Origin of the sequence: Nocardia sp. CY41, from assembly GCF_009829325.1 — a bacterium.
GTDB lineage: Bacteria > Actinomycetota > Actinomycetes > Mycobacteriales > Mycobacteriaceae > Nocardia.
The window spans coordinates 176,062-195,672 of record NZ_VUOS01000019.1 but is presented as its reverse complement, the minus strand read 5'-3'; the positions used below and the strand labels follow the sequence as shown (position 1 = coordinate 195,672).

General features: G+C 70.6%; 25 protein-coding genes. 14 read left to right on the top strand and 11 right to left on the bottom strand.

The genetic code is table 11. From position 1 onward, the window contains the following. Nucleotides 1–82 precede the first annotated feature (82 nt). A complete protein-coding gene (locus GVY64_RS21660) occupies nucleotides 83–1,252 on the bottom strand; it encodes a sensor histidine kinase (protein WP_159844271.1) in 1,170 nt (389 codons plus the stop codon). A 106-nt stretch (nucleotides 1,253–1,358) separates the two neighbouring features. On the opposite strand from GVY64_RS21660, the gene GVY64_RS21655 reads away from it, so the two are divergent. Then, nucleotides 1,359–2,126 carry a TSUP family transporter gene (locus tag GVY64_RS21655; protein ID WP_159844269.1) on the top strand — a complete coding sequence of 256 codons (768 nt, stop codon included), beginning with the start codon at nucleotides 1,359–1,361 and terminating at the stop codon, nucleotides 2,124–2,126. Here the strand turns inward: GVY64_RS21655 and GVY64_RS21650 are convergent, their stop codons facing one another. Continuing rightward, the gene (locus tag GVY64_RS21650; RefSeq protein ID WP_236567042.1) at nucleotides 2,127–2,774 is read right to left on the bottom strand and encodes a TetR/AcrR family transcriptional regulator; all 648 of its coding nucleotides are present in this window, start codon (nucleotides 2,772–2,774) and stop codon (nucleotides 2,127–2,129) included. Nucleotides 2,775–2,937: 163 nt separating this feature from the next. Between GVY64_RS21650 and GVY64_RS21645 the strand changes: the two genes are divergently transcribed. Continuing rightward, a complete protein-coding gene (locus tag GVY64_RS21645; protein WP_159844369.1) occupies nucleotides 2,938–4,461 on the top strand; it encodes a TldD/PmbA family protein in 1,524 nt (507 codons plus the stop codon). A gap of 68 nt (nucleotides 4,462–4,529) precedes the next feature. Beyond that, the gene (locus GVY64_RS21640; protein WP_159844367.1) at nucleotides 4,530–5,846 is read left to right on the top strand and encodes a metallopeptidase TldD-related protein; all 1,317 of its coding nucleotides are present in this window, start codon (nucleotides 4,530–4,532) and stop codon (nucleotides 5,844–5,846) included. 9 nt (nucleotides 5,847–5,855) lie between these two features. On the opposite strand, the gene GVY64_RS21635 is transcribed toward GVY64_RS21640, so the two are convergent. Continuing rightward, nucleotides 5,856–6,239, bottom strand: a complete 384-nt coding sequence (locus GVY64_RS21635; RefSeq protein ID WP_159844264.1) for a PPOX class F420-dependent oxidoreductase — start codon at nucleotides 6,237–6,239, stop codon at nucleotides 5,856–5,858. Between the two features lie 83 nt (nucleotides 6,240–6,322). Next, the gene (locus tag GVY64_RS21630; RefSeq protein WP_159844262.1) at nucleotides 6,323–6,871 is read right to left on the bottom strand and encodes a PadR family transcriptional regulator; all 549 of its coding nucleotides are present in this window, start codon (nucleotides 6,869–6,871) and stop codon (nucleotides 6,323–6,325) included. A gap of 104 nt (nucleotides 6,872–6,975) precedes the next feature. Here GVY64_RS21630 and GVY64_RS21625 point away from each other — a divergent pair, with 104 nt between their 5' ends. Further along, the gene (locus GVY64_RS21625) at nucleotides 6,976–7,692 is read left to right on the top strand and encodes a glyoxalase (RefSeq protein WP_159844260.1); all 717 of its coding nucleotides are present in this window, start codon (nucleotides 6,976–6,978) and stop codon (nucleotides 7,690–7,692) included. Nucleotides 7,693–7,701: 9 nt separating this feature from the next. On the opposite strand, the gene map is transcribed toward GVY64_RS21625, so the two are convergent. Continuing rightward, nucleotides 7,702–8,466, bottom strand: coding sequence for a type I methionyl aminopeptidase (map, locus tag GVY64_RS21620; RefSeq protein ID WP_159844258.1), 765 nt, complete (start codon nucleotides 8,464–8,466; stop codon nucleotides 7,702–7,704). Between the two features lie 105 nt (nucleotides 8,467–8,571). Between map and GVY64_RS21615 the strand changes: the two genes are divergently transcribed. After that, the gene (locus GVY64_RS21615) at nucleotides 8,572–8,835 is read left to right on the top strand and encodes a helix-turn-helix domain-containing protein (protein WP_159844256.1); all 264 of its coding nucleotides are present in this window, start codon (nucleotides 8,572–8,574) and stop codon (nucleotides 8,833–8,835) included. Here GVY64_RS21615 and GVY64_RS21610 read toward each other — a convergent pair. Both GVY64_RS21610 and GVY64_RS21605 read right to left on the bottom strand, forming a co-directional pair. Then, nucleotides 8,832–9,227, bottom strand: coding sequence for a PPOX class F420-dependent oxidoreductase (locus tag GVY64_RS21610; RefSeq protein WP_159844254.1), 396 nt, complete (start codon nucleotides 9,225–9,227; stop codon nucleotides 8,832–8,834). The genes GVY64_RS21615 and GVY64_RS21610 overlap by 4 nt on opposite strands. A 115-nt stretch (nucleotides 9,228–9,342) precedes the next feature. Then, the gene (locus tag GVY64_RS21605; RefSeq protein WP_159844251.1) at nucleotides 9,343–10,509 is read right to left on the bottom strand and encodes an epoxide hydrolase family protein; all 1,167 of its coding nucleotides are present in this window, start codon (nucleotides 10,507–10,509) and stop codon (nucleotides 9,343–9,345) included. 125 nt (nucleotides 10,510–10,634) lie between these two features. Here GVY64_RS21605 and GVY64_RS37995 point away from each other — a divergent pair, with 125 nt between their 5' ends. Then, nucleotides 10,635–11,408: a histone deacetylase gene (locus GVY64_RS37995; RefSeq protein WP_236567041.1), complete on the top strand. Its 774-nt coding sequence runs from the start codon at nucleotides 10,635–10,637 to the stop codon at nucleotides 11,406–11,408. Here the strand turns inward: GVY64_RS37995 and GVY64_RS21595 are convergent. After that, on the bottom strand, nucleotides 11,342–12,613 hold the full coding sequence (locus tag GVY64_RS21595; protein WP_159844249.1) for a PucR family transcriptional regulator: 1,272 nt from the start codon (nucleotides 12,611–12,613) through the stop codon (nucleotides 11,342–11,344). The genes GVY64_RS37995 and GVY64_RS21595 overlap by 67 nt on opposite strands. Nucleotides 12,614–12,821: 208 nt before the next feature. Between GVY64_RS21595 and GVY64_RS21590 the strand changes: the two genes are divergently transcribed. Beyond that, entirely contained in the window at nucleotides 12,822–13,199 is a 378-nt protein-coding gene (locus GVY64_RS21590) for a hypothetical protein (protein WP_159844246.1), read from the top strand. Between the two features lie 27 nt (nucleotides 13,200–13,226). Here GVY64_RS21590 and GVY64_RS21585 read toward each other — a convergent pair whose 3' ends face one another. Both GVY64_RS21585 and GVY64_RS21580 read right to left on the bottom strand, forming a co-directional pair. Next, nucleotides 13,227–14,177 (bottom strand): FAD-dependent oxidoreductase, encoded by a 951-nt coding sequence (locus GVY64_RS21585; protein WP_159844243.1) that lies wholly within the window; start codon nucleotides 14,175–14,177, stop codon nucleotides 13,227–13,229. Between the two features lie 81 nt (nucleotides 14,178–14,258). Continuing rightward, on the bottom strand, nucleotides 14,259–14,594 hold the full coding sequence (locus tag GVY64_RS21580; protein ID WP_159844240.1) for a hypothetical protein: 336 nt from the start codon (nucleotides 14,592–14,594) through the stop codon (nucleotides 14,259–14,261). Nucleotides 14,595–14,736: 142 nt separating this feature from the next. Here GVY64_RS21580 and GVY64_RS21575 point away from each other — a divergent pair, with 142 nt between their 5' ends. After that, entirely contained in the window at nucleotides 14,737–15,846 is a 1,110-nt protein-coding gene (locus GVY64_RS21575; RefSeq protein WP_159844237.1) for a glutamate--cysteine ligase 2, read from the top strand. Nucleotides 15,847–15,865: 19 nt separating this feature from the next. Here the strand turns inward: GVY64_RS21575 and GVY64_RS21570 are convergent, their stop codons facing one another. Continuing rightward, nucleotides 15,866–16,603, bottom strand: a complete 738-nt coding sequence (locus tag GVY64_RS21570) for an anti-sigma factor (RefSeq protein WP_159844224.1) — start codon at nucleotides 16,601–16,603, stop codon at nucleotides 15,866–15,868. 343 nt (nucleotides 16,604–16,946) lie between these two features. Between GVY64_RS21570 and GVY64_RS21565 the strand changes: the two genes are divergently transcribed. The 6 genes from GVY64_RS21565 to GVY64_RS21545 all read left to right on the top strand — a co-directional run bounded on the left by GVY64_RS21565 (nucleotide 16,947) and on the right by GVY64_RS21545 (nucleotide 19,553). After that, nucleotides 16,947–17,492, top strand: coding sequence for a TerD family protein (locus GVY64_RS21565; RefSeq protein WP_159844220.1), 546 nt, complete (start codon nucleotides 16,947–16,949; stop codon nucleotides 17,490–17,492). A gap of 38 nt (nucleotides 17,493–17,530) precedes the next feature. Then, nucleotides 17,531–17,653 carry a hypothetical protein gene (locus GVY64_RS38750; protein WP_268895659.1) on the top strand — a complete coding sequence of 41 codons (123 nt, stop codon included), beginning with the start codon at nucleotides 17,531–17,533 and terminating at the stop codon, nucleotides 17,651–17,653. 18 nt (nucleotides 17,654–17,671) lie between these two features. Then, nucleotides 17,672–18,088 (top strand): phage holin family protein, encoded by a 417-nt coding sequence (locus tag GVY64_RS21560; protein WP_159844218.1) that lies wholly within the window; start codon nucleotides 17,672–17,674, stop codon nucleotides 18,086–18,088. After that, nucleotides 18,085–18,480, top strand: a complete 396-nt coding sequence (locus tag GVY64_RS21555) for a DUF3618 domain-containing protein (RefSeq protein WP_159844216.1) — start codon at nucleotides 18,085–18,087, stop codon at nucleotides 18,478–18,480. Before GVY64_RS21560 ends, GVY64_RS21555 begins: the two co-directional genes overlap by 4 nt. Beyond that, nucleotides 18,477–18,734: a DUF4235 domain-containing protein gene (locus tag GVY64_RS21550; protein WP_159844214.1), complete on the top strand. Its 258-nt coding sequence runs from the start codon at nucleotides 18,477–18,479 to the stop codon at nucleotides 18,732–18,734. Before GVY64_RS21555 ends, GVY64_RS21550 begins: the two co-directional genes overlap by 4 nt. Before the next feature lie 450 nt (nucleotides 18,735–19,184). Next, complete coding sequence (locus tag GVY64_RS21545) at nucleotides 19,185–19,553, top strand: STAS domain-containing protein (protein WP_159844212.1); 369 nt, start codon at nucleotides 19,185–19,187, stop codon at nucleotides 19,551–19,553. Nucleotides 19,554–19,611 lie beyond the last annotated feature (58 nt).

Sequence of the window (19,611 nt, the reverse complement as noted above, 5' to 3'; positions counted from 1 at the left end):
GCACGGGCCGGCCCCGCACCGTCGGCCGATCATCCTGCGCCGCAGCGGTTTACGCGGTGGGCGCAGGGGCCGGTGACCAGGCTCACTCGGCGAGGCCGGGCCGCAGCGGGATGCTGGCGTGCACGCGCCAGGCTCCGTCGGCGTCGCGGCCCGCCTCCAGGCTGCCGCCCAGCACTGCGACGCGTTCACGCATCCCGACCAGGCCGAGTCCGCTGCCCTGGATGCGCGCCGAGTCGTGCGGCGAGACCCCGCCGGTGTCGGTGACGTCGATCAGCACGTCGGCGTCGGTGCGGCGCACGCGCACCCACGCCTTCGGGTGCGGCCCCGCGTGCCGCAGTGTGTTGGTCAGCGATTCCTGCACGATGCGGTGCACGCCCAGACTCACCTCGGGTGCGATGTCATCGAGTTCGCCACTCAGCTCGAGCTCCACGGCCAGGCCGGTGCCGCGCATCATCTCCACGACCTTGGCGATGCCGGCGGTGCCGTGCTGGGGCAGTTGATCGGGAGCGTGCTCGGTGCGCAGCAGGGCCACGGTCCGGCGCAGTTCCCGCAGCGCTTCGCGGCCGGTGCCCGCGATGGTGCCGAGCGCCTGTTCGGCCGCGTCCGGGTCGCGGCGCAGCGCGTACTTCGCGCCGTCGGCCTGCACGATGATGACGCTCACCGCGTGCGCCACCACATCGTGCAACTCCCGCGCGATGCGGGTGCGTTCGGCCGCGACGGCGTCGTGCGCGCGACGCTCCTTGTCGTAGTCGGCGACCGCGAGCCGGGCCGCCACCTCGGCGTCGTAGGCGTGCCGCGCGCCGATGAACTCCGCGAGCGTCCAGCACAAGGCGTAGAACATCACGGTGAACACGCCGTCGGACCCGGCGGGTTTCCCGATGGCCACGATCGACAGCGCGAGGTCCACCGCCAGGCCGAGCCCGTACCACAATCCGGCCCGCCTGCCGACGTAAGCGACCAGCGTGTACAGCATGATGCCGTGGGACAACTGCGCGATGTGGTCGGCGTCGTCCTCGGCGAGGAAGCCCACCAGCGTCTCCGTCAGCGACAGCGCCAAGGTGAGGGCCGCCATGGCCCGGGGGTACACCCGCCGCAGGGTGAGCGGTAGCGGCAGCAGCACCCCGACGGCAAGGTAGGCGAGCTTGTTGTGGGCGTTGCCCACACCGATGACCTCGAGCAGCACGAAAATCGCCGCAAGCACCGAATCGGCCACGACGGGCTTCCCCCGGAGCCACAGACTGAAACGACGCACGGCATCAGCCTAGGTGCGAGCGGCACGCGGGCAGGACGGCCCGGCGGAGCGGTCTGCGCGAGCACACCCGGCGCGGCCCCGATCCGGGGTCTGGTTGTCTGACGTCGTGGAGATCGGAGACTGGGCGGTTCTGTTGACGGCGGCGACGGCCGCGGGCTGGGTGGACGCGGTGGTGGGCGGCGGCGGCCTGATCGTGCTGCCGACGTTGTTCGTGGTGGCGCCAGGAATCGCGCCGCAGACCGCGTTGGGCACCAATAAGCTCGCCGCGGTGGCCGGGACCAGCGCGTCGGTCCTGACCTTCGCGCGCAAGGTGCCGATGCGCTGGCGGGTGCTGCTGCCCGCAGCGGTGATCGCCGCGGGGGCGGCCGCGGTCGGCGCGGCCGCGGTCTCGCTGATCGACCGCGAACTGTTCATCCCGATCGTGATGGTGGTGCTGGTCGGCGTCGCCGTGTTCGTCACGCTGCGCCCGTCGATCGGCGTCACCCTGGCCACGCATCCGCCCACCCGGCGCAAGGTGGTTCTCACGATGGCGCTGGCGGCCGGTCTTATCGGCTTCTACGACGGGCTGCTCGGGCCGGGCACCGGCACCTTCCTCATCATCACCTTCGCGACCTTGCTGGGCACCGAGTTCGTCCGGGCCGCCGCCATGGCCAAGGTGATCAACTGCGGATCCAACCTCGGCGCTCTGCTGTTCTTCGGGGCGACCGGGCACATCCTGTGGGCACTGGGCGCGGGAATGGCCGTCGCGAACGTTGTCGGCGCCGTGGTCGGCGCGCGCATGGCGCTGCGCAAGGGCGCCGAGTTCGTGCGCATCGTGCTGCTGGTGGTCGTGATCGGGATGGTGCTCCGGCTGGGCTGGCAGCAGTTCGGCTGATCAGCCCACCGGTTCGGCGTGCTGGGTGGCGAGCCAGGGCCGCAGCACCCGCGACGTCGTCTCGTGAATCCTGCGCTGCAGGCGCTCGGCGTCCTCCACACCGGCCACCGGCTGCTGGAACAGCACCGTCAGCGCACCCGACACCGCGCCGACGACCGCGCCGACCAATGCGGCGGCGCCGACCTCGTCGAGTTCGGCGGGGAACGCCTTGTGCAACTGCCTGGCGATCTCACGCTGGGTGACCAACTGGGCATGCGCGGCGCGCCCGCTCACCGCGGGGACGGTCCGCGACACCTCCGCGCGCAGCGCTCCGATCCGGGCGTACAGATCGTCGACGAGGTGTTCACCGGGATTGTCGCCCGCGGCACGCAACGCGCGCAGCAAGACCTCCACCGGGCGTTCTCCGGGACGCCTGCCCGCGATGGCCACCACCGCCGCGCGCACCCGCTCGTCGGATTCGGGAAAGAGCAACTCTTCCTTGCTGGCGAAATAGTTGAAGAACGTGCGGGTGCCGACGTCCGCCGCGGCGGCGATGTCGGCCACCGTGGTCTCCTCGTAGCCTCTGGTCTCGAACAGCTCGGCTGCGGCTTCCAGGATGGCTCGGCGGGTACGTTCGCGTTTGCGGTCACGAAGGGCGGATGGCGGCACGCGGGCACAGTACGGCATCCGGCGAGCAACACGCCGTAGGCGCGAGTGTCGCGCGCGCCGTTCGCCCTGCGCCGCTCCGCATCCGGTGCGCACCGGCACGCGATGCGGTTTCGCACAGTGTGTGATCACCGTGTGGGCACCGACTAGGTTGGTGCGGGTGAGCATCGCGACTTCCAGAGACGTGGACGCCGAGTTCCTCGACCTGCCCCTGGCCGCGCTCGCCGACGCCGCCCTGGCCGCGGCTACGGCAGCCGGCGCCGAGCACGCGGACCTGCGGGTGCATCGCCTGGTCACCCAGTCGATCCGGTTGCGCGACGGCCGGGTCGAGGCCGTCACCGACAGCACGCGGCTCGGCTTCGCCGTGCGGGTGGTCGTCGACGGCACGTGGGGCTTCGCGTCGCACGCCGCGCTGACTCCCGCTACCGCCGCCGAGGTGGCGCGCACGGCGGTCACGGTCGCCACCTCGCTGCGCGCCCTCAACCGCGAACGCGTCGAGCTCGCCGACGAGCCGCGCTACGCGGGCGCGCGGTGGGTCTCGGAGTACGACATCGACCCGTTCGCCGTGCCGACCGGTGAGAAGCTCGGCGTGCTGCAGGATTATTCGGAGCGCCTGTCGCATGCCGACGGGGTGGACCACGTCACCGCGAGCGTGCTGCAGGTCAAGGAGCAGACCTACTACGCCGACACCGCGGGCTCTTCGATCACCCAGCAACGGGTGCGGCTGCACCCGAGCCTCGAAGCGATCACGGTGGACACTTCGGCGGGAGTGTTCGAGACGATGCGCACGCTGGCCGCACCCGCGGGCCGCGGCTGGGAGTACGTCACCGGCGCCGACGGCGTGTGGGACTGGGACGGCGAACTCGCCCGGATCCCGGAATGGCTGGCCGAGAAGGTGAAAGCGCCCAGCGTGCAGGCCGGGCCGACCGACCTCGTCGTCGACCCGACCAACCTGTGGCTGACCATCCACGAATCCATCGGCCACGCCACCGAGTACGACCGGGCCATCGGCTACGAATCCGCTTACGCGGGAACCTCGTTCGCCACGCCGGACAAGCTCGGCACGCTGCGCTACGGCACCCCGATCATGTACGTGACCGGCGACCGCACCGAATCGCACGGGCTGGCCAGTGTCGGCTACGACGACGAGGGCGTCGCCGGGCAGCGCTGGGATCTGGTCCGCGACGGGGTCCTGGTCGGCTACCAACTGGACCGGGTGTTCGCGCCGCGCCTGGGTTTGCGGCGGTCCAACGGCTGCTCGTACGCGGACTCCGCCCATCACGTGCCGATCCAGCGGATGGCCAACGTCTCGCTGCAACCCGATCCGGACCGCGACACCAGCACCGAGGAGCTGATCTCCCGCGTGGAGGACGGCCTGTACATCGTCGGCGACAAGTCGTGGTCGATCGACATGCAGCGCTACAACTTCCAGTTCACCGGGCAGCGGTTCTTCCGCATTCGCGGCGGCAAGCTGGACGGCCAGGTGCGCGACGTCGCCTACCAGGCCACCACCACCGATTTCTGGGGTGCGATGGAAGCCGTGGGCGGCCCGTCGACCTGGCAGCTCGGCGGTGCGTTCAACTGCGGCAAAGCGCAGCCCGGCCAAGTCGCCGCGGTAAGCCACGGCTGCCCTTCGGTTCTGGTGCGCGGCGTCAACATTCTCAACACCCGGACGGAGGCAGGCCGGTGAGCGACGATCTGTTCCCCGCGAGCGTGACCGTGGAGCGGGCGCTGGCGCTCTCCCGCGCCGACGAGGCGATGGTGATCGTCCGCGACGAGCACGAGGCGTCGCTGCGCTGGGCCGGGAGCTCCATGACCACCAACGGATCCTCGGTGTCGCGGGACTGGGCGGTGATCTCGGTGTTCCGCGAGGGACCGACCCTCGCCCGCGTCGGCACGATCGCCTCGACGAGCGTCGACCCGGACGACATCGAAGCCGTCGTGCGCGCCAGCGAGGCGGCGGCGCGCGACGCCGAACCGGCGCGCGACGCGATGCCGCTGCTGGAGCCGGACACCGTCGACGACGACTGGACCGCGCCTGCCGGTGGCACCGGCATCGAGGTGTTCACCGGCTTGGCCGACGGCTTGGCCGACGGCTTCGACAGCGCCGACCGCCTCTACGGTTTCGCTCACCATCAGATGCACACCACATGGCTGGGCACCTCGACCGGCCTCCGCCGGCGCTTCGTGCAGCCCACCGGTTCGGTGGAGATCAACGGCAAACGCGGCGAGGGCGCGGAGCTGGCCAGCGCGTGGGTCGGTGTGGGCACCGCGGATTTCACCGACGTCGACGTGTCCGGCCTGCTCGCGGACCTGTCCCGCCGCCTGGACTGGGCCAAGCGCAGGGTCGAGCTCCCCGCGGGCCGCTACGAGACGTTGCTGCCGCCCTCGACCGTCGCCGACCTGATGATCTACCTGGCCTGGTCGATGGAGGGCCGGGGCGCGCACGAGGGCCACACCGCGTTCGCGCGGGCCGGCGGTACCCGGCTCGGCGAGCGTTTGAGCGATCTCCCGCTCACGCTCTACTCGGATCCGCATGCTCCCGGGCTGGAATACCGCCCGTTCGTGGCGGCGACCGCGTCGTCGGAATCGATGTCGGTGTTCGACAACGGCTTGACCGCCGACCGGGTCGACTGGCTGCGCGACGGCGTGATCTCCGCGCTGATCTATCCGCGCGCCACCGCCGCCGAGTTCGACGCACCTGCCACGGTTCCGGGAGAGAACCTGCTGCTCACCGGCGGTTCCGAGGCCACCATCGACGACATGATCGCGCGCACCGAACGCGGCTTGCTGTTGACCACGCTGTGGTACATCCGCGAGGTGGACCCGGCCACGCTGCTGCTCACCGGACTCACCAGGGACGGGGTCTATCTCGTGGAGAACGGCGAGGTGACCGCGGCGGTGAACAACTTCCGGTTCAACGAGAGCCCGCTGGACCTGCTGCGGCGGGTGAGCGAGGCGGGCGCCACCGAGCTCACGCTGCCGCGCGAATGGAAGGACTGGTTCACCCGCACCGCCATGCCGCCCTTGCGGATTCCCGACTTCCACATGTCGTCGGTCAGCCAGGCGACCTGACGCCGCAGGTCAGGCCGCGGGACTGATCTCGATGCCGATGGTTCCCGCTTTGCCGCGCCGCAGGTTGCTGCCGAGGATGACCAGCGGGCCGGTGAGCCAGTACTTGCGCCGCAGCAGCTTGCGCACGTGTTCGGTGCCCTCGGCATCGAGGAGCCGTCCGGTTCCTTCGATCACCGCACCGCGCGGTTTGCCGCTCGCGCTGCACGGCTGCAGGGTGACCGCCGGGTTGCGGCGCAGGCGCTTGACCTTCCAGCTGTCGGTCACGGTCCAGACATACAGTTTGCCGTTCTCGGACACCGCCCACACCGCCGTGCCGACGGGAGTCCCGTCCTTGCGGAACGTGGTCAGCAGCACGTAGTCGGCCTCGGCGACGGCGCCCAGCGAATTCGTCATGCCGGCAGCGTATCCCGCCCGCCGTCGCAACGAGCGGCGCGGGAAGCGGCTCGGCGCGACGCGCGGACGTGCACAGCCGTGACCTACTCCGGCATCCGGTACTCCCCCGCTTCCAGGCGCGCCAGCACGCCCTCGGTCCATGTCGACAGGTTCCCGAACACACCGCTCCACAGCTCCAGCAGATCGGTCGCGTGTGGTGCTTCGTAGCGCCCGGGATAGTCCGGGATCATGGCGAGCAGGTCGGCACGCACTTCCTCGCTGCGGCGGCGCTGTTCGCGCAGTTTCGCGATGACGTGCGCCCTGGGCAACGCGTCCATGAAGGCGATGCCCGCGCCCAATTCCTCCATATCGACGCTGACCAGCGCTTCGTCCATCAGCCGGTGGAACTCCGCCACGCCCGCCTCGGTCAGCTCGAACAACGTGCGCCCCGGCCCCTGGTCGCTGGCCTGGGTGCCGAACGCGCTCAGCTTTCCCTCGCGCGTCAGCTGCTTCAGGGCGTGATAGATCGAGCCCGGCTTGACATTGGTCCAGGTCTCCGCACGCCAGGACAGCAGTTCCTGGCGCACGGCGTAGCCGTGGACGGGCTGCCGTAGCCGCAGCACCCCCAGCACCAGCAGGCGCACCACCGACATCACGCGCTCCTTTCGCTCGGACGCATGGTAGTCAAGTTTGACTTCTTCGGTCGAACGCCCCTACGCTCCGATAGTCAAACTTGACTACCGCAGCGGGAGGATTCATGGGTGATACGGCGGTACCGCAGCTCTGGACCGGCGATCTGGCCGGCACGCTGGAGTTCTACAAAACGCTGGGCTACACGGTGACGCACGAGCAGACTCGCCCGTACGTCTACGGCGCGGTGGAGGATCACGGCTGCGCCCTGCACTTCGTGCCCGCTCCCAAAGACGCGGACATTCCCGCCGAACGCACCGGCTGCCTGGTCATGGTCGACGATGTCGCGAACCGGCACCAGGATTTCACCGCGGCGCTGCGCACCCGCTACGGCAGGGTGCCTGCGAAGGGTCTGCCCCGGATCACCCGCTTCCGGCCGGGGCAGACCCGGTTCACCGTGGTCGATCCAGCCGGTAACCAGCTGATCTACATTCAGCGCGACGAACCACCGAAGGTGGAGTACGGCGGCTCGAAGGAGCTGACCGGGCTGGCCAAAGTACTGGACAACGCCCGCATCCTGCGCGATTTCAAGATCGACTACCCGGCCGCGTTCCGTGTGCTCGAGGTCGGTCTCGGCCGGTATCGGGCCGAGGCGCCGCGGCTGGACTTGGCGCGGGCACTGGCGGGGCTGGCCGAACTGGCCGTCGCACTCGGCGACCCCCGCCGCGCCGAGCCCTTCCGGACCGAACTGCGCGCGATGGAGCTGTCCGCGTCGGAGCGCGCGTCCCTGGCCGACGAACTGCGCGCCTCCGACGACCTGGCCTCCTGGCTGTCGGAGACCTAGCCGGCGCACTCACGCCGCGGTGAGCACCTCCGGCCCGTCCGGCGTGATCGCGACGGTGTGCTCGGAGTGGGCGGTCCGGGAACCGTCCGCCGAGCGAATGGTCCAGCCGTCGGGATCGGTGACGATGCGGTCGGTCGTGCGCGCGAACCAGGGCTCGATCGCGATGGTCAGCCCGGGCCGCAACCGATAGCCGCGCCCGGGGCGGCCGTCGTTCGGCACATGCGGGTCCTCGTGCATGGTGCGGCCGAGGCCGTGCCCGCCGAACTCGGTGTTCACCGGATAGCCGTAGTCCCGCGCCACCGCGGCGATGGCGGCGGAGATGTCGCCGATGTGGTTGCCCGGCACCGCGACGGCGATCGCCGCGGCCAGCGCCTCCTCGGTCGCCCGCACCAGCCGCAGGTCCGCGTCCGCGGCGGTGCCGACGACGACCGTGGTCGCCGCGTCCGCGACCCAGCCATCGATGCCGACCGCCAGGTCCATGGTCAGCACGTCGCCGTCGCCCAGCGCGTAGTCGAACGGAAGACCGTGCAGTACAGCATCGTTCACCGACAGGCACACCGTGTTGCGGAACGGCCCGCGCCCGAACGAGGGCGCGTAATCCCAGTAGCACGACTGTGCGCCACGCTCGCGTATTCGTTCCCGCACATGGGCTTCCAGGTCGAGCAGGTTCACTCCCACCCGCGCACGCGCACGCAGCCCGGCGAGCACGTCGGCGACGAAGCGCCCCGCCACTCGCATCCGCGCGATCTCCGCGGGGCTCTTCAACTCGACCATCGATTCTCCAGTCTGCCGGTATTTTAATACCAGCCTAGCCTGGTCGGTATTTTAATACCAGTCAGGTCGCTTGCGATGCCGGAATACCGTCCGTAACCTGTGCGCATGGTCCGCCTCCCGTTGACGCCCGCGCAGATCGAGGCGGGTCGCCGCCTCGGCGCCGCCTTGCGCGCGGCACGCGCGGATCGCGAACTCACCGACATCGCGCGGGCGGCCGGGATCTCCCCGGAAACGCTGCGCAAGATCGAGACCGGCCGGTTGCCTTCCCCGGCCTTCGGCACCGTGGTGGCCTTGGGTCAGGCGCTGGCGGTCCCGCTCGACGACCTCGCGGACATCTGGCGCTCGGCCGGACTCGCCGAATCCGCCTAGGCCGGGTCGCCGGCCGCCTTCGGATCGATCGCGATGCCGACGGACGCGTCCGCGCCGCGCAGCAACTTGTGCCCGCGAATGGCGAGCTTGCCGATGATGCCGTACTTGTCCGCGACCACGTCCCGCACCCGCTGCGTGCCGTCCGCGTCGAGGATGCGCGCACTGCCGGGCAAGACCTCGTTCCCGGTGGGGCGGCCGCGTCCGTCGCAGGCTTGCAGCGTGACATCCGGATTGCGGCGGATGCGGCGCACCTTCCAGGTCGTCGGATTGGTCCAGACAACGATCCGGTCACCATCCGGAGCCACCCACACGGGTGTGCCGACCGGCGTCCCGTCCTTCTTGAAAGTGGTCAGCAGGACGAACTTGTTCTTGCTCATCTCGTTCCACGTCATAGGGAAACGGTAGGCCCGCGCGACGGCGGGGACATCCGACCGGAGGACGGTCCGCGGTTACGCATGCGGACGTAGCCGCGGGCCGGGGCGGCGGCTCGCCGGCGCCGCCCCGCCGCTATCCGCGATAGTGGCGGAAGAACGCGCGTACGTCCGCCACGAACAGTCCCGGTTGTTCGGCCGCGGCGAAGTGCCCGCCCTCGGTGTACTCGGTGAAATGCTCGATTCGACCGTCGGGGTCCATCACCCGGCGCATCAGCGGATGCGTGTTGAACACGGCCCATCCCTGCGGGACCCCGGACGGCGCGGCCCACGCCATCCCGGAATGGGCGGTCTCCCAGAGGAATTGCGCCGCCGAGGCGCCGCCGCGGGTGAACCAGTAGATGCTGACGTTGGTCAGCAGCAGGTCACGGTCCACCGCCGCACCTTCCGCCCGTGCCGGATCGGTCCATACCTGGAACTTCTCCGCGATCCAGCCGAGTTGCGCGACAGGTGAATCGGTCAGCGCGGCGGCTACCGTGTTCGGCTGGGTGGTCTGCAGCGTCAGGTATCCCTTCTGCTGCTCCCACTTCTCGCGCGCGGCGGCGAGGGCGGTGAGTTCGTCATCGGCGAGTCCGTCCGGCATCGGCAGTTGCTCGCCCACCAACCCGAGCGTGCCCTGATCGCTGTTCACGTGCGTCGCGATCACCCGTTCCGGATGCGTCGCGGCCAGCCGCCCGGTGACACCGGCGCCGATATCACCGCCCTGCGCCGCGAATTTCTCGTACCCCAGCCTGCTCATCAGCTCCGCGAACGCCTCGGTCGTGCGCGCCAGTTCCCACCCGGTCGAGGCCAGCGGCGTGGAGAATCCGAATCCGGGCAGCGATGGGATCACCACGTGGAACGCGTCCGCCGGATCACCGCCGTGCGATCGTGGATCGGTGAGCGGGCCGATCAGATCGAGGAACTCGACCACCGAGCCCGGGTAGCCGTGGGTGATCAGCAGCGGAATCGCTCCCGGCTCCGGTGAGCGGACGTGGAAGAAGTGGATGGTCTGGCCGTCGATCTCGGTGGTGAACTGCGCGTGCGCGTTCATCCGCGCCTCCTGCGCCCGCCAATCGAACTCGTCCCGCCAGTACTCCATCAGTTCCCGCAGATAGCGCGGCGCGATTCCGCGTGCCCAATCCCCGTCGGTGCCCGGCACCGCGTGCGGCAACCGTGTCCGTCCGAGCCGCTCGCGCAAGTCGTCGAGTTCGGCCTGCGGGATGTCGATGCGGAAGGGCCGGATCTGCTTCGTGTTCGTCATGCGCAACACTGTTCCGCCTATTGCGGAAGAATTGCTTCCGCAATAGGCGAAACTCGGGTTCACGATTTCCTGTGCGTTCGCAAGTGTGTGTGGCACCGCCTCGCGAGAAGCCGAGAATGGGTGTCATGACGGCCTGGCACATCGACGGCGCGGCCGGCTCGGCGGCCCGAGCGGCACCGGCCGGGGAGGCGCCCCGGAGCACGGACCTGATCTGGTACGCCGCCTACGGCTCGAACATGAGCCTCACCAGACTGCGCACCTACCTTCGGGGCGGCAGGCCGCAAGGGGGAACGATCACGTTGCCGGGCTGCCGTGACCCCGCCGACCCGATCCGCTCGGCGCCCCTCCTGCTGCGGGGCGTGCTGTACTTCGCCACCGAATCGCTGACCTGGACCGGCGGCCGCGCTTTCTACGACCCGGGCTGCCCGGGCGAGATCGCGGTGCACGCCCACCTGCTCACCGGCGAACAGTTCTCCGACATCGTGGCGCAGGAGATGTATCGCCCGCCGGGAACGGAGGTGGACGCGCGCCGGGTGATCGAAGAGGGCAAAGTGACGCTCGGTCCCGGACGGTACGAGACCTTGGTGCACGCGGGCACTCGAGCGGGGCACCCGGTGCTCACGTTCACGGCCCCCTGGCGCTGTCGCGACGTGCGGGGCAATCCACCCGCCGCCGCCTACCTGCGCCACATGGCGGCGGGCCTGCGCGCGGCACACCGCTGGTCCACTCGGGCCACCGCGGGGTATCTCGCCACTCGCCCCGGCGCCGACCTGCGGTGGACGCCCGAGGCGGTGCACGACCTACTCGGGGCGGACGACCTGCGCGGCCGGATCTACGAGGAGACCGCGGCCGGCCGGGGCCACGTCACGACCGACGATCCGTCCTCGGAGTCCCGGTAGCTGCGCGCGACCAACGCGGCCCGCAGGTACCACACCCCGGAGGCCTGGGCGGGGTCGAATCCGGTGAGCTGGCCGATGCGCTTGAGCCGGTAGTCCACGGTGTTGGTGTGGATGTGCAGCGATCGCGCGGTGCGCTGGCGATTCAGGTTCGTGCCGATGTGCCGTTTGAGAGTTTCGAGCAGTTCCGGGTGCTCGTCGAGCGGATCGAGCAGTGTCCGAAGCGTTTCCAGTCCCGGTCCGGGGCGGGTGAGCTGGTATTCCAGCGCCAGGTCGTCGAAGCGGAACAGCCCGCGCGTCCAGCGCAGCCGCTGCACCATGTCGAGCAGCTCGTGCGCGCGGTCGGCGGCCGTCGGCACCTCGACCGGCGTCGCGGCGATCACCGTCGCGACGACGGGGACCTGCGCCGCGCGGCCGAGCCGGTCCACCAGTTCGTCGAGCGCCTTGTCCTCGGGCGAGACGGACGGCAGCAGGAGGGTGCCGCCGTCGACGCTGAGCAGCGACAGCACCGCTTCACCGCAGCTGGTCGCGAGTTCGGACTGCACCCGGCGCAGCTTCCGCCGCGCCACCACCGCACCGTCGAGTTGCGGATTGCGTTCCTCGGGATGCGGCGGAATGGCCAGCGCGAGAACCGAATACGAATCGGCGATCTGGATGCCGCATTCCCGGGCCATGGTGAATGTGGGGTGCCCGCCGAGCAGGGCCGAGGCGAGGGTGTGGGCGGCCGTGTGGTGCTCGCCGACCACGGCCCGCAACTCGGTCACATAGGCGCGCGACACGGTGGAGGTGATGGTGTCCAGGATTTCCAGCAAGCGGCGGCTGATGTCTTTCAGACTGTCGAAATCGGCGGCGGTCGCGTTCGCGACGATCAGATCGAAGCCGAGCTTGAAACCCTCGTGCACGGCGTGGTGGATGGTGTCGATCGGAATGCCCTCCCGCGCCCAGCCCGCCGCAGCGTTGCGCAGTAATAGGGTCTTCTCGGGAATGTCGGTGCCGTCGAGCATGCTCACGGCCAGTTCCAGGCACAACCGGGTGATGTTGGTGATGTCGCCGTTGAGCGCCTCGCCGGGCAGCGTCCGGCAGTGCGCGACGGTCTCGATGAAGTGGCCGACCATTTTGCGAGACAGATTCCGCACGTCTCGCAGTGAAGAACTGGCCGGGCGGCCCGACAGGGTCAGATCCGGACCTGCCGAATCGGTGATGGACATGTGACTCCTTCCCTCCCCGATCGCGGAAAGTACTCAACGGTAACTTGACTGGCTCGGCGTGCCGAGGGCCGAGCCCTCGGTTGGGGACAGCACCCGAACCGCGCCGTGCCCGCCTGTGAAGCCTCACAACTCGCATTCGCGCGGTCGAATTCTCTCGATCCCCGTCGTAACGTCGGTGGCAAGAGGGTCGCCGGGCGGAGGGAGGGCCATGAGTATCGGCCCGCACGAAGAAGATCGGGACGGTGTCGAGGTGTCCGCGAGATTCGATCGTGGCGCCCATCGCGGCGGTCCGGACGCGCTGATCAGAATGGGTTTGGAGCTGGCCCTCGTCTTGGTCGACGCGGCCGAGGCGGCCGGGAGTCTGGCGCTGGGCCGGTTCGAGCACGCGGCGAACCGGTGCGCCCAGGCGGGCATCCCGATCGAAGCGGTCCACGCCGTCCTGCGCGACAGCGTCGACGCGGGCTTCGCCGTGCCCGTGACCGACTCGCCCGGCGAACGCGCACCGCGTGACCGGGTCGAGCCCGGCGTGCTGAGCGAATTCCTGGAGGCGCTGAACTCGGTGGTGGCGCGCAGCTACGCCAACTGATCCGACCGCAGGGTCACCGGCGCAGGTTCACAGCGCGGCGACGAGCGCGGCGCTCTCCAGCGCGCACCCGTGACCGATGGTGATCCCGGAGCCGCCGTGGCCATAGTTGTGGATGACGGGCGTCCCGGGCAGCGCGGTGGTGTCGAGTTCCACACGGACCGTACGGCGGCCGGGGCGCAGCCCCACCACGGTCTCCAGCACTTCGCTGCCCGCGAGACCGGGGACCAGATCACGGCAGCGCCGCAGAATCGACCGGGTGAGGTCGGGATCCGGCGCCGTGTCCCATTCGCCGGCGTCCAGGGAACCGCCCAGGACGCAGTCGTGCGCGCGCGGATGGACGTAGGCGCGACCGAGCGGATGGGCTTCGTCGCGGACCGACACCGACAGCCCGGGATTGGCGACCCGCACGATCTGCCCGCGGATCGGGTACACCTCCGGGTCGTCGACCAGGTCGGCGGCCCGCAGGCCGGCGCAGTTGACCACGACGTCCGGTGACAGGTCGGCGAGATCCTCGAGACTCCGCACCGCGCGCAACACGCGGCGCGCGCCCGCGGCGTCCACTTGCGCGCTGAGGAACGGCAAGTAGGCCGGCATCTCCACCAAGGGAACTTCGAACCGGAACCCGAATTCGTAGCCGGGAGGCAGCTCGCCGCGCTCGGCCGCGCGGAACGAGCGCACCGATCGCGACCAGTCCGGGATCGCGGGCGCGCAGCGATACAGCGCCATGGACTCGCACATCCGCACACCCGGCGCACCGGAGGCAGCCAGCGCGGCCAGATGGCCGAAGGTGGTCTCGCTCCACGTCCGGACGCGGTCGGCCGGCCCCGCGGCGGTCGGAAACCACACCGCGGCGGCGAGGAACGACGTCGTCGCCGTGAGGGGCTCGGCGCTGACCACGATCACCTCGTGCCGCGCGCGGAGCAGTTCGGCCGCGGTGGACAGACCCGAGATGCCCGAGCCGAGGACGACGATCCGCATGGCAGCGAGACTATCGAGACCGACCCGTCTTGCGCGTTCTCGCAGCACCGCCCGTGGGAGGCGCCGTTCGGCCGAGCGGGCTCAGTCGGCGTCGTCGAGCGATGTGACGCCGGTGGTCATGGCCACTCCCGGCCACTGCGGCCCGACGCAGGTGGCGGCGACGGTGCTGCCCGCCGCGAAACCGCCGCGGCTCTCGCCGGTCCGGGCCATGTCGACCCGAGGACCGGCCTGCTCGGCCGAGCCGACGAGCAGACAGTTCCACTCCTCCGCCGGCGGCTGGCTGCTCACCGCGATGGTGCCCTCCTCCTGGGTGTCCGCCGACAACGTCGGGCCCGCACCGGCCGCACCGGCGCCCGCGGCGGCCACGATCGCGGCGGAACTCCCGGTCACGACGAGCCGTAAAGCGATCCGAAACATGCGACTACTCCTCTTCGAACGGCCCCTGCCGTTCGCGTTGCCGCCTCCCGATCGTTCAAACCCGCTTCGCGACGGATGGCAATCGCTCGGCGACCTGGCGATCGGCTGGACTACGCGGCCGAGCCGTGGGTATTGCGACCACATGGACGATGGGCTCCTGACCGTCGGCGTGGAAGAGGAATTCCTCCTCGTCGATCCCCGTACCGGCGAACCGCTGGCACGCAATGTCGAAGTCGCGCGCACCGCCGAGGAGATCGGCATCGATCTGCAACTCGAGTTGACCCGCTGCCAGGTGGAGACCAGCACCGCGGTGCACACCGAGATCGGCGCACTACACCGGCAATTGCGCGACTTGCGCCGTGGCATCGCCGCCTGCGCCGAGCGCAACGACGCCCGACTGCTCGCCGTCGGCATCCCGCCGACCGTCCCGCACGACTTCCCGGTCACCGATACCCCGCGCTACCAACGCATCGCCGAGAACTTCGGCATGCTCGCCCACGAGCAGGGGTTGTCGGGCTGTCATGTCCACGTCGGCGTCCCGGACCAGGAGACCGCGATCCAGATCAGCAACCATCTGCGGCCGTGGTTGCCGCAACTGCTGGCCATGACCGCGAATTCGGCGATCTACCGCGGTTCCGAGACCGGCTTCGCCAGCTGGCGCAGCATTCTGTGGCGGCGCTGGCCCAGCGCCGGACCACCGCCCTACTTCGAGTCCGCGCGCGACTACGAGGCGATGGTAGCGATGATGCTCAACAGCGGCAGCATCCTGGACAAGCAGATGGTCTACTGGGATGTCCGTCCGTCGGTCTCGTTCCCGACCGTCGAAGTGCGGGTCAGCGACATACCGGCCACGGTGGAGGAGACCGCGCTGCTTGCGGCACTGGTGCGCGCGATCGTCGGTATGGCGCGCAAATCGCTGGCCGCTGGACAGATCGCCCAGCCGGTACCCGCCGAGGTGCTGCGGGCCGCGTACTGGAAGGCCGCCCGTTCGGGACTGGCCGGAGACGGCGTCGATCCCCATGACGGCAACGTGACGCCCATGCGCGACCTGCTGTTCCGGCTGATCGAGCACGTCGGGCCCGCGTTGGACGAGGCAGGCGACCGCCGGTTCGTCGAGGAGGCGTTCGCACGCCTGCTCGCCCGCGGTAACGGCGCGCACCGCCAGATCGCGGCGCTGCGGGCGCGCGGTGAGATCGACGACGTCGTCGAGGCGGTGGCGCGCGCGACCCTCGAAGGGTGCGACCAGCCCTGAAACACGGGGCTCGGCCCGATCAGCCGAGCGGGACGACAGCCAGGCGCGCCGAGGTCGGACGCGGCGAACCCGGCGCGGGCTCGATCGTGAGGGCCAAGACGTCCGCCGGGGCGAACTCGGTCGTCACGCCCAGCGGCGGCATCGTGGTCAGCACGCCCGCCGAGCGCGCCGCGCCCGTGGCGGACACCACCCAGAGCTGGTAGGACCGTCCGGGCGGTGGCGGGGGTACCGCGTCGAAGCCGACCGTGACTGCCCCGAGCCGGTCCGATGTGCTCACCGTCAGGGTGCCGCCCACAGGCAGCTCGATCGACCGGGACCGCGCGTCCGGTTGCCGCAGGATCTGATCGCCCGCGACCGGCTCGACGTGCGACCCCGCGATCCGGTCGGCCACCACCACGGCGCCCACACCGGCTCCGATGGCCACCGCGGCGGCCAGCACCAGCCGGATCGACCGGCGACGACCGGACAGCCGGCGCAGGTCACCGCCGCGGTGGCGCGGATCCGGGCCGGAGTCGTCGATCGCCCGCAGAATCTTCGCCTCCAGAGTGGGCGGCGGGTTCACCGCGGCGGTCGCGCTCAGTGCCGCCAGCGTCTCACGGACCCCGTGCACCGCGGCCGCGAACGCCGCGGCGGTCCCGGAATCGGCCGTCGCGAGCCGGTGATCGATGTGCCTGCGTTCGATCTCCGCCACCGCGTCCATCGCGTAGGGGTAGGCCAAGTCCAGCAGGTCCGCGCGGCACGGCTCGGTGCCGGTCATGGCCGGCCACCCTCGGCCCCGGCACGCAGCGCCGGAGGCGTTTCGTCCACCGGTCGCGCGTTCGCCGCCATCACGACGGGCGAACGGACCGGGGACTCCGCAGGCGACCGACCGCGCGAGGTGGGACCCGCGCCGCGGTCTCGGCGCACCTGCCCTGTGCCAACCCGCATGCCCTGACTTCGCGGCGAACGGCCGCACGGATTGGATTCTCGCCGGATCGGGCGCGAATACCGGTACTCTTTTCGTCCGCCGGAATCATTCCGGTGTTCACCCGGAGGCCTGCTACGCACCACGGCGGGACCGGCCGTGCCGGGTCCGCGTCCCGACGCACAGGAGGACACCGATGCCGACCGAGCTACGCGACGAGCGCGGCGCGCCGCTCGAGCATGTCACCGTGGCCCTCGGCTGGGACCCGGCCTCTCGCTCGCGCTTGTTCGGCCGGCGCGCGGAGATCGACCTGAACATCGCGGCCCTGCTCTTCGCCGCGGACCGGCTCGTCGACGTCGTCTACCACGAGCAGCTCAGCTCGGCGGACGGTTCGGTCCGTCTGCACGGCGACAGCCTGACCGGGGAAGGCGCGGGCGACGACGAGATCGTGAGCGTCGATCTGTCCCGCCTCGCCGCGCACGTCACGACGGTGCTCTTCCTCGTCACCTGCTACACCGGCCAGACTTTCGAGCGGATCGCGAACGCCTACTGCCGCGTGGTCGACACCGTGGCGGGCACCCAGCTCGCCCGCCACGAGCTGACCGGCGGCGCCTACCCCGGCTTGGTGCTCGGCCGAGTGCGGCGCGGCGACGGGGGCTGGCACTTCGAGGCCGTCGGCAAGGGCGTGCAGGCACGGCATCCGGTCGAGGCCATTCCGCACATCGGCCCCTACCTCACCTGACCGCGGCCACTTCGTCTGCGCGACAAGCCTTTCGAAGGATGACCGGGATCCTCGCCGCGCGTCCGCCGTCCGCGCGCACCGGGCACCACGCCGCGCCCGGCCCACCCCGGCGCCCCGATTGGAATCCGGGCGCGCGGGTAGTCGCCGTGCAGGAGGTGTGACATGCCGAAGGAGGTCTCATGACCGAGACGACACAGATTCGCCCGCCCGCGAACGCGCGATCGGTCACCGAACTTGTCGAGGACGCCACGGCCCAGGTGTCCCGGCTCATCCGGGACGAGCTGCAGCTCGCCCGGGTCGAGATGCGCGAGAAGGGAAAACGGTTCGGCCTCGGCGCGGGCCTGGCCGGCGTCGCGGCGCTCCTGGCGTTCTACGGTGGGGCCGCGTTGGTCGCGGCGGCGGTACTCGGTCTCACCGAGGTGCTACCGGGCTGGGCGGCCGCGCTCATCGTCGCGGGCGCGCTGCTGGTGGTCGCGGCGATCCTCGGACTGTCCGGGAAGAAGAGCGTGGAGCACGCGAATCCGCCGATACCGCAGGAGGCGGTCGAGGGCGTGCGCGAGGACATCGAGATGATCAAGGACAGGAGGCGGGGATGACTGACAGCCGACCCGGGGCCGGGCAGCCCACCGACGACGTCGAGGCCCTGCGGCGCGACCGCGACCAGGCCCGAGCGGAGCTCGGCAGGACGGTCGAAGAGCTCGGCCACAAGCTCGATGTGCCCGCGCGGAGCAAGGAGAAGGCACACGACGCCGTCGAGGCGACGCAGCACGCGGCGTCGGAGGCGGCGCTCGCGGTCGCGGACAAGGCCCAGCAGGCCCGCACCGGCGCCGCGGATCTCGCCCACCGCGTGGCGGCGGCGACACCGGAGCCGGTCGCCGAACGCGGCAGGCAGGCCGGTGGGGCGCTGCGCGCGTATCCGATCCCGGCCGCGATCGGCGCGGGCGTACTCGCGGCGCTGGTGTGGCAGATCGTACGGAGGCGGCGATGAAGACCCTCTACAAACCGCTCGGCCTGGCGATCAGCGTGCTCGGCGGCCTCGCGGCGAACGCCGTGTTCACCAAGGTGTGGCGGCAGATCACGGGCGAGAAGCAGGCCCCAACCTCTACCGCGCGGGATCATTCCTGGCGCGAGGTGCTGTTCGCCGCGGCGCTGCAGGGCGCCGTCTTCGGCTTGGTCAAGGCCGCGATCGATCGCGCGGGCGCGACGGGCTACGAATCGCTCACCGGCACTTGGCCGGAATAGCTACCCAGACGAACGCGGCGCCGCCGCTCGAATTCATCGCCGCCGTCGTGAGTTCGGACACTCCCCAGCGGAACTCCGAACCACGGCGGCGGCGTTCGCTGTCGCGGGGACGGCGTAGGGGCTGCCGTCGTGGTGACGAGACGCCGAGGCTCCTCGACTGCGCCGGCGTAATGACTTGGTACAGATCGCGGTCCGGCAGATCACACCTCTCGCGCAGCGACTCCGTCGAACGGCGACTTCCGGGCCGGTGCGACGGCAACCTCCGATCCCGCGATACCGCTCGGTCGGAGGGGGACGACGCAGCAGTGTGATTGCCTCGAGCCGCGATGGGGTAAGTTGACCGCGGAATGCTCGCGCTCTGCGCCGTGCCCTGCGTGCGTAAGAGGAGCGAACCGGAGAGGTCGACGTGACGTACTGCCGAGGACGCGTCGCCGGCACGGGAGGTGGATTGTGAGTTCCGAAAGCGCGCCCCGAGCGCTGGAGGTCGAGGTGCGGTCGGCGGAGGACACGGTGGTGGTCACCGTGCACGGCGAGATCGACATGGCGTCCGCGCCACGCTTGCAATCGGCGCTCGACGAGGCCCTGCGCGACGGGCCGGCCGCGGTCGTGGTGGACATGTCGAACGTCGGGTTCCTCGGCTCCGCCGGTCTCAGCGTGCTGTTGGCGGCTTCGGAGGCCACCGGCTCGGGCGGCCTGCGCGTCGTCCCCAGCGACGCGGCGCGCAGGCCGATCGAGGTGACCGCCCTGGACCGGTTGCTCACGGTGTTCGACTCGGTCGAGGACGCGCTCGCGGTGGACGAGACCCAGACCCCCAGCTGAGCCTCCCCGGCGCCATCTCGGTGCCGCCCGGACCCCGCCGCGGTTTCGACCCCGGCGT